9 protein-coding genes and 1 pseudogene are annotated in these 10,412 nt (G+C 60.8%); 2 read left to right on the plus strand and 8 right to left on the minus strand.

Going from position 1 to position 10,412, the window contains the following annotated elements:
• Positions 1-119, plus strand: a pseudogene (locus tag AC5XE7_RS20245) (IS5/IS1182 family transposase); the annotation flags it as partial.
• On the opposite strand, the gene AC5XE7_RS20250 reads toward AC5XE7_RS20245, so the two are convergent.
• The 7 genes from AC5XE7_RS20250 to AC5XE7_RS20280 form a co-directional block, all read right to left on the minus strand.
• On the minus strand, positions 78-443 hold the full coding sequence (locus AC5XE7_RS20250; protein WP_495367400.1) for a TetR/AcrR family transcriptional regulator: 366 nt from the start codon (positions 441-443) through the stop codon (positions 78-80). The pseudogene AC5XE7_RS20245 and the gene AC5XE7_RS20250 overlap by 42 nt on opposite strands.
• Before the next feature lie 175 nt (positions 444-618).
• Positions 619-1,755 carry an ABC transporter substrate-binding protein gene (locus AC5XE7_RS20255; protein WP_495367399.1) on the minus strand — a complete coding sequence of 379 codons (1,137 nt, stop codon included), beginning with the start codon at positions 1,753-1,755 and terminating at the stop codon, positions 619-621.
• A complete protein-coding gene (locus AC5XE7_RS20260) occupies positions 1,752-2,579 on the minus strand; it encodes an ABC transporter ATP-binding protein (RefSeq protein ID WP_495367398.1) in 828 nt (275 codons plus the stop codon). The genes AC5XE7_RS20255 and AC5XE7_RS20260 overlap by 4 nt, the downstream gene beginning before the upstream one ends.
• Positions 2,576-3,532 (minus strand): FecCD family ABC transporter permease, encoded by a 957-nt coding sequence (locus tag AC5XE7_RS20265; RefSeq protein ID WP_495367397.1) that lies wholly within the window; start codon positions 3,530-3,532, stop codon positions 2,576-2,578. The genes AC5XE7_RS20260 and AC5XE7_RS20265 overlap by 4 nt, the downstream gene beginning before the upstream one ends.
• Before the next feature lie 191 nt (positions 3,533-3,723).
• The gene (locus tag AC5XE7_RS20270) at positions 3,724-5,826 is read right to left on the minus strand and encodes a TonB-dependent receptor (RefSeq protein WP_495917957.1); all 2,103 of its coding nucleotides are present in this window, start codon (positions 5,824-5,826) and stop codon (positions 3,724-3,726) included.
• Positions 5,827-6,011: 185 nt separating this feature from the next.
• On the minus strand, positions 6,012-7,766 hold the full coding sequence (locus AC5XE7_RS20275) for an ABC transporter ATP-binding protein (RefSeq protein WP_495367395.1): 1,755 nt from the start codon (positions 7,764-7,766) through the stop codon (positions 6,012-6,014).
• Positions 7,763-9,595: an ABC transporter ATP-binding protein gene (locus AC5XE7_RS20280; RefSeq protein ID WP_495367394.1), complete on the minus strand. Its 1,833-nt coding sequence runs from the start codon at positions 9,593-9,595 to the stop codon at positions 7,763-7,765. The genes AC5XE7_RS20275 and AC5XE7_RS20280 overlap by 4 nt, the downstream gene beginning before the upstream one ends.
• Before the next feature lie 442 nt (positions 9,596-10,037).
• On the opposite strand from AC5XE7_RS20280, the gene AC5XE7_RS20285 reads away from it, so the two are divergent.
• Entirely contained in the window at positions 10,038-10,331 is a 294-nt protein-coding gene (locus tag AC5XE7_RS20285) for a LysR family transcriptional regulator (RefSeq protein WP_495367393.1), read from the plus strand.
• On the opposite strand, the gene AC5XE7_RS20290 is transcribed toward AC5XE7_RS20285, so the two are convergent.
• Positions 10,290-10,412, minus strand: a 123-nt coding sequence (locus AC5XE7_RS20290; RefSeq protein WP_495367401.1) for a transposase, incomplete at its 5' end; no start/stop codon positions are given. The two genes, AC5XE7_RS20285 and AC5XE7_RS20290, sit on opposite strands and share 42 nt — an antisense overlap.

The following is a 10,412-nucleotide window of genomic DNA, read 5'->3' on the forward strand; positions in this document are numbered from 1 at the left end:
TCGAGAACCTGTTCGCCAAGCTCAAGGACTGGCGCCGCATCGCCACACGCTACGACCGATGCGCTCACACCTTCTTCTCAGCGATATGCATCGCCGCAGCCGTCATCTTCTGGATCTGACCAATGAGTCCTGAGCCTAGGTAGGGGAACGTTGTGGAAGATGATGCGGTGAATGGGCAACGACGACAGGTAGGCGTTCACCGCTGCCTCGCTCCAAGTGGCAAGTACAGCTTTCCAGTCTACTGCGCGCCGACGTGAGATCAGCGCCGAAGCGCGTGCGACCAGATCGTTATCGAACTGCTCGCGTAACGCCAGTACGAGGTCTTCCTTGTCAAGGAAGTGAAGATAAAAGCTGCCTTTAGCGACGCCTGCGGCAGCGGTTATCTGCTCGATCGTGGTGGGTCCAACACCATGATCCAGGAAAAGGCCCACTGCCGCCGTCATCAACTCCGCCCGGCGCGTGATTGCGACTTCCGTTTTGCCCCGGTCCGGAGGATTCCTTGCTTTCAAAGGTTAGGTCTCGTCTATTGACTGAACGCCGGTCAGTACATTTCGCATATCAAAAGGGTGGTGTCACTAGAACGGGGCGGCCGGATCGCAACCTCCTCCGATCCCGACATCAAGCCAAGAAGCGTTCGTAGTGCGCAGAGCCCCCATTGGTTTGCGGAATGAGGATACTGTTGATCTGCGCGTCAGAAAATTCGCGCTCGAACATCGTGGCGTAGGTCTGACGCATCTCTTGACGCAGCGTCCTCGCCAACCGCTCCGGATATAGGAGCTCGGCCAGCCAGATTTGGGTTAGGGCGTCGTCCGGACCGATTGCACCCCAATAGTGGCTGCCGGTAGGAAGGATATAGACACGCCTGCTCTGGGCAGCCGCGGTGAATCGAAGGACCGAGTCCTCAAAGATTGCCTTTGGCGATTCACCGTCAAGGCCGAACAGTAGGATGACGTCTGGCTGAAGAGCTGCGATCTGCTCGCGGCTGATCGGGGAATAGTCCGGAAGGTGTTGGGCCACGTTTGTACCGCCTGCCCTGTAGATATAATAGGAATACAGACCCTCGTGACCGCCGCCCGAGGCGTACATCGCCTCGCCCGTACGTGTCATAAGCAGAACGCGTTGACGTGCGCCACCTGGCAACTTGCTGATCGCTTGTCGCAACCGTTGACCGGTTTCTGCTCGCTGAGCATTGAGCAACTTTGCGCGTCTGGAATCACCAATCATATCGCCGAACATCGTCAGCATTGCAGAAAGCGTTGCTTCGGCGCCATTTTCCAGCGCTCGGTAGCGCGCAACGGTGATGCCGGCGTTCTCGAGCGGAGCAATCAGTGCGTCGCCCATATCGCCCCATTGAACGACGATGTCGGGCTGAAGCCGCGCTATTCCCTCGACGTTCGGTGTGAAGTCGCCGCCAACCGAGATGTTCGTGGGAATGTTCATGATGTCGGGGAACATCTGCCTGACAAAACTTCTGGAGAACATGTCCTGGGCACGCGGATGGATTCCCACCAGGCGTTCCGGCGATCCGTATACCGCGAGCGCCATGGCGGCATAGGGGGTACCCAGGGCAACGATCCGCTCAGCAGGACGAGGAAGCGTGATCTCTCGCCCATCCAGGTCTTTAAAGCTGATGCGTCGATCCGTAGCCTTGGAGGCGCCGGAATCGCTGCTGCCATCGCAACCCACGAGCCCGATTGAGGTCAGGGCGGCCGACGCTGTGGTGACGAACTTTCTTCGGGTCCAGGTACTCATCATCGTGATTCTCGCTGATGTTGAGGGGCCGGCGACGCGCAAACGTGACCTGACTTCTCGAGATCCGCGTCTGGGGATGGCCCGGCCTGCGGCGGAATCTGATCCAGAATTGGAACCAACACGTCACCACTTTCCGGGATCGAGACCCGGCGAACCTCGACGCCATACAACTCGCGAAGGTTCGGCTCGGTTAGGGTGGTAGCGACGGGACCGCGTAGGACTTGGTCTGTCATCATCATTGCCACGTCATCCGCCAATTGCAGGGCGTGTTGCGGGTGATGCGTGCTGAAGATGATCGTGAACGCCGGGTCGCGCGTCAGATCCCTTATTAGTGCGAGCAGGCGGCTTTGGTTGGCGAGGTCCAACGCGGAGGACGGCTCGTCGAGCACGATCGTCTTGGCGCCGGTGGCTAGTGCCCGCGCGACGAGGACAAGTTGCCGCTCCCCTCCCGACAGAACCGAAAACGGCCGCTCCGAAAGGTCGCAAAGGTCGATGCGCGAGAGCGCGGAGCGAGCGGCGTGGTAATCTTGGTGGCCGGGAGCGCCAAACACGCCGAGCGCTTTCGCCCGACCCATGACCACCATGTCGAGTACGCGATAATGAGCAGGCGCATTCCCGGCCTGCGGCACGTAGCCGATCAAAGCTGGGGCCGCGCGGCGGCCCTCATGTAACGGCTGCACGCCAAGAAGCGTGCGGATCAAGGTCGTCTTTCCGCGTCCGTTCGGGCCGAGCAGCGCCAGGCAGGCGCCCTCGGTGACCGTCAGGTCCAGATCTCGGAAGATCCAGCGGGAGCCGAAACGAACGCCGGCGCCTTCGAGCCGGATCATGACGGCGCCTCCTCGGCACGCTGCCGTCGCCTAAGCAGCAGCGCGACAAACGGCGCACCGATTACGGCAGTCAGGACGCCGAGCGGAACCTCGGTCGAGGTCGCACTTCGCGCCAGCGTGTCGACGAAGCACAGATAAGTCGCGCCCAGAAGCGCCGACGCCGGAAGAAGATGGCGGTGATCATGGCCGATCACGAGGCGCGCGACGTGCGGCACGACGATGCCAACCCAACCGATGATGCCGGCGACGGACACGGTCGTGGCGACGATGAGGGTGATCGCGAGGAAGGTCAGCCATCGATCGCGCTCGACAGACACCCCTAGTGCGCTGGCTTCTTCGTCGCCAAGCGAGAGAATGTTGATGCGGAAACGCATCAACAACAGCAGGCCGCTACCAACTGCTATAGCGGGGATAGCGAGCAGGACCTTGTTCCACGTCGCCGTGGCAAAACTCCCCATCAGCCAGAAGACAATCGCCGGCAGCGAATTATATGGATCGGCCAGCAACTGTGTGACCGAGACGAGGGCCGTGAAGAAGGCTCCGACGATGACGCCGGTGAGAATGACGGTGGTGGTGTCGGCCCGTCCTCCGACACGCGCTATAGCGCCGACCATGACCATGGAGAACAACCCAGCCAGGAACGCGCTGCCGAGGAGCACCCCGCCGGTAAAACCGAGTAGAATGGCTCCCGCGCCGCCGAACGCAGCGCCGGACGAGACGCCTAGCAATTCCGGCGCGGCAAGCGGGTTGCGGAACACGCCCTGCATGGCTGCGCCCGACAGCGATAGACCTGCGCCGCAAAGCGCGACCAGCACGATCCTGGGGCCTCGCAAGAGGGTCACAATCCGCTCATCCATACTAAGCGCACCATCGTGCGTTTGCCATCCGACGAGGATCGAGAGGACCCGCCCGGGGGCGACGGGGTATTGGCCGGCGCAAATCCCGATCAGCATCGCTACGACCAATGCTGCAGCGAGAATGAGATAGATCAGCCCCCGCAAACTCTCGTGGTTCAGGCCCGCGTCAGACCGGGACTGTTGGGTAGCGGCTGCATGACCTACGGAAGACTCGTCCGACCTCCGCGGCGGAAGGGTCTCAGAAGACGTTTGACCGCATAGTCCGGCCTTTTGCGTAATCGTCATGTTCAGAACTTGACGCTCGCGCCGAGGCCTATGGTCTGACCGACGCCGGGTCGGACTTGATCTAGACCGGGCCCATAGCTCGTACCGATGATCTCGTATCGCTCATCGAGAAGGTTGTTGGCAAACAGGTAAACTTCGGCGCTGTCGCCCTCCCAACCAAGGCGCATGTTGACGACGCCGTATTCTTTCAGGTCAAATGTGCGCTGGACATCGACCGCGCGCGAGCCCACGAACTGGTAGTTCGCGTTGATATAGAACTGGCCCTGATCAATGCCGACCTGGCTAGCATCGATGCGGTACTCAGCTCCGATATGCCCAGTGAACCTTGGGATTCCCGGTACGCGCCCCCCGGTCCTCGCGCCTGTCGGACTCGGCTCAGGGATCGAACCGAAAACGGCGTGTGTGTAGCCGATCCCGCCAAAGAGCGTCAGGCCCGGCGTCGCCTGAACGCGAGCTTCCAGCTCACCGCCGTAGGTTCTGTAGTCGAGCGTTGTAGCGCGGAAGCCGTAAACCGAGGGGTCAAACGCGAGGAGGTGGCCATCGCTAACGTCGTTGTAGAAGAGAGACCCATTAAGCATCGCTTGGCCGTCCCAGAGTGTGGACTTGAACCCGGCCTCATAGGTCCAACTCAGGGATGTCGGGAAGCTATCCTCGGTGATGCCGGAGGGAATGTTGTAAGGGCTCCAGGGTAAGCCGCCGGCGACCGCCCCTCGACCGACCGTGGCGTAGGTGATCAAGTCTTCGTTCCAGCGATAGTTGAGACCAATGCGACCGGTGACGAAGGTATCGCTATAAGAGGCATTTTGCCGGAAGGTATCGACGGTGCCGGGCAAACCCTCGCCGGCGTAGTCGTAGACTACGCGTTTATCCTCATGCGTGAGGCGGGCGCCCACGATGCCTGTCAGACGATCGGTTAGCGGAACCGAAGCTTCGCCGAACGCGGCGTAGCTCTGAGTCTTCATATCGGTGGCGAGCCGACCGCTATAAGTGGCGAAGGACGGCATCGTCAGATTCTCGGCGCGGCGAAGCATGTCAAAGTCGGACTGGAAATAGTTTATGCCAGCGGTCCATTGAACCCTTGCGCCTTCTTTCGAGGACAGTCTGAATTCCTGAAAGATCGTGTCTTCACCCAGATCGGCCAGCGAGAGGTTTTCACGGGGCCGATCGGCACCTTTTCCGAAAACCAGGCCATCGGCGAGATCCATCAGTTGACTACTGTCGAATGACTGGAAGCTGGAGATCGAGGTAAACCTGAAGCTGTCGAAGTCGTGCTCGATCCGAAGGTTTGAGCCGACTTGATCGCGTGTGAAGTCGTTGCGGGGGTTAAGTCCGCTGCACGGATAGCAATCGGCATCGCGTAGGATCCAAAGCGGCGTCGTGTCGTCGTTACGATTATAGTTCAGGCTAAGGAGAACGGTCGTAGTGTCCGTCGGCGTCCAGAGCAGTGAGCCACGCGCCGCGCCCACTTTGACAGCGCCGTCATCTCCTCCTTGGACAACATTTTTGATATCACCGTTGCGATTGGAATATTGAACCGCGAGCCTGCCAGCCAGGACGTCGTCGATCAAAGGCGTGTTCGCGATGAATTCGCCCAGATGCCAGCCGTTGGTGCCGACCTCCCCGCGGAGCCGAAACTCGTGGACGAACTCCGGCCTATTGGAGATGAAGTTGACGGCGCCGCCTTGTGAATTGCGGCCATACAGTGTGCCCTGGGGACCCCGGAGCACCTCTACGCGAGACAGATCGAGCGTTGATGGGGGCATCCCAAAGGCGGACATCGGGATCTCATCGACATTGAAGGAAACCGAGGTATCGTCTGGCGACAAGGGAAACAGTGATCCCACACCGCGGATATGACCGATGTTCGCGTATGGGCCGCCGAATTCCTGCATCACGAAGTTCGGGGTCGATCGCGCGATATCCGCATTAGACGAAGCTGCCGAGATCTGCTCGGTTGCGCGGCCCTCGATTACGTTCATGCTGATAGGAACCGATTGGGCATCCTCGGCGTGCCGTCTGGCAGTGACCACGATAGTGTCGAGCACTGTCGTCTGTCTGTTTGGATATTCAACATCCTCCGCGAAAGCGGGGAATGGCGCGAGCACCGTCGACCCGAGTAGGAAGGCGGTAAGGCAACCTGTTTGGGGTTTCGAGAGCCTTGTACGATGCGCCGCGTCGATAGGTCCGTTTTCAGGTCGAGCTTGCGGAGAGATTACCATCGGCAAATCCTTCATAGTGTCGAGTTCAAGCGGGTCGCCGAGGCTGCCGCGCTCAAGGCTTTGGGTTGACGTCAGTTGGCGTACGGCGCGGCAGCGATGCGCCAGCTTCTGGCCTGCTCGTACTGTCGGTAGAGGCCGGCGAAGACGCCGCCGCTGCGGCGAAGCTCGGCGGGTGTACCGAACTCGACGACATGCCCAGCATCAAGCGCCACGACCTGATCCGCCGCCGCCAATGTGGTGGGACGATGCGCTATGACGATCACGGTCCGGGCGGGATCGCGCGCAATATCGATGATCGCCTGACTGATTGCGCCTTCGTTCTCGGGATCGAGCGCTGAACTGGCTTCGTCGATCAGAACGATGCGTGCCCGTTTCAGAAAAGCGCGGGCGATCGAGACGCGCTGGCGTTCGCCGCCTGAGAGCTGCGCGCCACCTTCTCCGACTTGCGTCTGCCATCCCGCGGGCAGTCGCGCGACAACCTCGTCGAGACGAGCGGATCTGGCCGCCGCAGCAAGGTCTTCAGACGTTGCGTCTGGGCGAGCGAGACGGAGGTTGTTCTCGATCGTATCGTCGAAAAGGTAGACGTCCTGAAAGATGATGGCGATGTCCTCCATCATGGTCTGAGGATCCAGGTCTCGAACGTCCACTCCGCCGATGCGGACCTGCCCCCTATCCGCGTCGAAGAAGCGGGCGATCAGGCGTATCGCGGTGGTCTTCCCGGAGCCGGACGCTCCGACAAGCGCGGTCGTCGTCCCCGGCGCGCAGGCGAATGACACAGCACTGAGCGCAGGCCGATCGCCGTAGCTGAAGGTCACGTCTGAGAACGCGATCGAGGCATCGCCCAATGCGGTGATTGCGTTTGGCTTCTGCGGAAGTGTGGGCGTCGCGAGGACGGTCGCTAGACGCTTGATGGAGTTATCCATCTCGCGAAGCGCGCCGACGAGGTCGATCAGGCTGCCCAGCGGCTCGAGGAAGCGGACGGCGAGCACCAACAGGGCGACAGTCGTCGCCACCGTGATAGAGCCGTCGAGGAGAAGATAGGCGCCTAGAAGAACGACAGCTGCGAGGCCAGCGACCACGATGCCAGTATAGGTGAGATCGGGAGCCATCGAACGGTTCATGCCGTCGCGATAGGTGCGGCGGTGCGCTTCGAGCGCGTCGCGCATCGCGAGGCTTCCCGTTTCGCCGAGCCCAGCGGCGCGCAGCACCGGTTGAGCTTGGCCGAACTCGATGGCCCGGCCTGCGATCTCCGTATTGGCCTGCTCCAGGAGAATCACGGATTCGTCCGCGATCCGGGCCGAGCGCTTCAGGGCGAGGAAGGCGATTGGGATGATTGCTGCGAACAGCAACCCCATGCGCCATTCCACCGCGAAGGTGATCACCAGAATGGTGGCGGAGACAAGGAGCGAGGTTATAGCTGGCCCGCCCGTCACGACGGCCAGATGGGCGACGTGGCTCACATCAGCGGTGACCGCGCGGGCGAGGCGCGCCTTACGCTCGGTCGTGAACCAGCCGAGCGGCAGGACACTAACATGCCGCATGAGATGCAAACGAAGTTGCGCCGCCAACTCGCCGCTGGCTGCGAAGCCGATTGGCGACGTGATGACGCTAAGCACGCCGTACATGACCAGTCCGATCGCGCCGACGGTCAACCAAGGCATGGCAGTAGTGAAGTCAGGCTCGGACCGCACGATGGCGGCCAGGATCGGAACGAGTAGACCGAGCAGGGCTCCCTGAAGGACTGCCATTATGGCCTGGAGCATCCCGAGCCGGATCAGCAGCTTTGGGTCCGGCCAAAGCTTATAGAGATGGCGAATGAGGTTCATGCCGTGGCTCCTGTTTGTTGGGCGCGCCACATGCGGGCGTAGAGCCCCTCAAGCGCCAGAAGATCGTTGTGCGTGCCGCGCTCGACGGCACGACCGCCGTTGAGCACGATGATCTGGTGCGCTTCGGCGATCGTGTGCAGTCGATGGGCGATCACGAGGACGGTCTTTCCGGTAGCGAGCTCGGCTAAGGCGTCCTGGACGGCGCTCTCACTATCGGGGTCGAGCGCGGCCGTCGCTTCATCCAGTATGACGACAGGAGCGTTAGAAAGGATCGCGCGGGCTATCGTCAGGCGCTGGCGTTCGCCGCCCGAGAGCCCCGCGCCATCCGCGCCGAGAACGGTATCGTAGCCGTTTGGCAGCCGTTCGATGACATGATCGACATGCGCGGCCTTGGCCGCCTTGCGGACATCCTCGTCGCTGGCGCCAACTCGGCCGATCCGGATGTTCTCACGGACCGTATCGCGCAAAAGCACGACGTCTTGGAACACGAGTGACATCGCTGAGAGAAGCGTTGAGGTTGGGATCGAGCGGATGTCTGCGCCGCCGATGCGGATCGTCCCCGCAGTGACGTCGTAGAAACGTGGAACGAGGCTCGCCAGCGTAGATTTTCCGGCGCCGGATGGACCGACCAGCGCCGTTATCGTGCCCGGTTCGCAGATCGCACTCACCTGCGAAAGGACTTCTGTTTCGCCATCGTAGCTAAAGCAGACGCTGTCGAACTCTATTGCATGCCCATTCAGTGTTTGCGGGGCGAGCGCCTGGGGAAGGCCCTCGCGAGAGAGCAAAGCCTCGATGTTTCCGGCAGCCAAGCGGCTCCGGCGCAGACCCTGTTCGCCGAGAACCGCCGGCATGATCGATGTTGGCAAACCGACGCCGACCACCAGGAATGGCAACAGGTCTGCCGCGATGATCGCCTCACGGCTGATGAGGAATAGACCCGCGGCCATCACGGCCGCAAGGACGGCCATTTCAGAGCCCAGCAAACGGGCGAACGCCGAACTATATCGCGTCTCGTTGACCCAGATGCGGAAAGCTTCCGAGTGCTCGCGCACAGCCTCAGCGAAGCGCTCTAGAATTCTGCCGCCGGTCCCGAACGTTTTAACAACGGTGATGCCGTCGGCATATTCGATGCTCGCCGCGCTGATGCGCGCTTCCGCGTTGTTCAACCGGGTTAGATGAAGTGACATCGAGCGCATCGCGACCTTGAAGAACAAGGCCCACGCTCCCAGCACGCCAATCGTAACGACAGTAAGTCGCCAGTCGATCGTCGTCAGGTAGCCGACACCGACGACGATGGCGACCGCCGCGCCAATCATTTCGCCCAAAGCATGAGCGATGAGTTGATGCATGTCCTCGAGGTCGGTCGTCATCGCCTTCTTCACGGCGCCCGAGCCTTCCGCCCGGAACCACCCAATAGGGAGGACGCCAAGTCGGCGGACCAGCTTCACGCGGATGTCGTGCAAGATTTCCGCGTCGGCGTAGTGGCCGAGCCGCGAAGAGAAGAACACGAAAAACAGGCGGAGCGATGCGCCTGCGATACCGATGATCACCCACGTCCAAATCGTCTGGGTCACGGAGGCAATCTCTTCAGCGGCTAATGCCGCCCGAGCGATCTCGGCAATGGCGATGTACGGCAGAAGGCCGGCGGCCGCTCCGAGCGCCGACAGGATCGAGCACACGAAAAGGTAAGCTCGCACCGGGCCGAGTAGGCGCCACAGCGGTCCGGTCTCCGCAAGCCGTGGCGTCGTGGTGAAAGGGGAGTGGGCACCCTCATCTCGCGGTGAGGATGCGGCCCTCGGTTCGACGAGGGCGCCGCTGATTTCGGACATGACTGACCTCCTACGATCTGGCTCGGGATCGCATGGCGAAAAGTTGATAATGATTTTCAAGTTCATTTCGATACATGTTGCGCCTGTCTTGAGTCAAGTGACTTTCGGTCAGTCAGTCAAAATTCATGCATTAGCTGAAATTTCCGCTTAGTGCAAAATGACTGATAGTCAGTCATGATGTATTGGTGTAATTTTTTGGCGGGGAGCCGGCATGCCCTTTGGTAAATCGACGCCCGAGTGAACAAGTTTGAGCGAGACCGAAGGTCGGCTTTTGCGGGCGGGGAGAGCGTGGCGTGGCGTCGAATTTTTCAGTAACATCGGAAAGACGCGGCGATCGCCCAGCGCGTTTGAGCTTTAGCCTCAGATTGCAGGTGTTCACCTCTCAATTTGGCCCTGCTCATTTCATTCGAATCGCCCCCATTCCAAGCCTCAGACAAACCTGATGAGGCAGGCGCTGAGACAGCTCCACTTTTTGACGGTCGCCGCAGAGGTCGGGAGTTTTCGACGCACGGCTTTAATCTGTCAGGTCGATGAGTCGAACGTCAGCCGCGCTTTGAAGCGATTGGAAGACAGTCTTGGCGTGCTACTTTTCGAGCGGGGCCGGTGCGGCGTACGGCTGACTGCGGCGGGCCGGCATTATCTGACCGAAGTCGCACCCGCACTCGAACACCTAGGCTGGCTCAGGACTCATTGGTCAGATCCAGAAGATGACGGCTGCGGCGATGCATATCGCTGAGAAGAAGGTGTGAGCGCATCGGTCGTAGCGTGTGGCGATGCGGCGCCAGTCCTTGAGCTTGGCGAACAGGTTCTCGACCTT

It is taken from the genome of Aquamicrobium sp. YD-1-mutant5 (assembly GCF_059509755.1).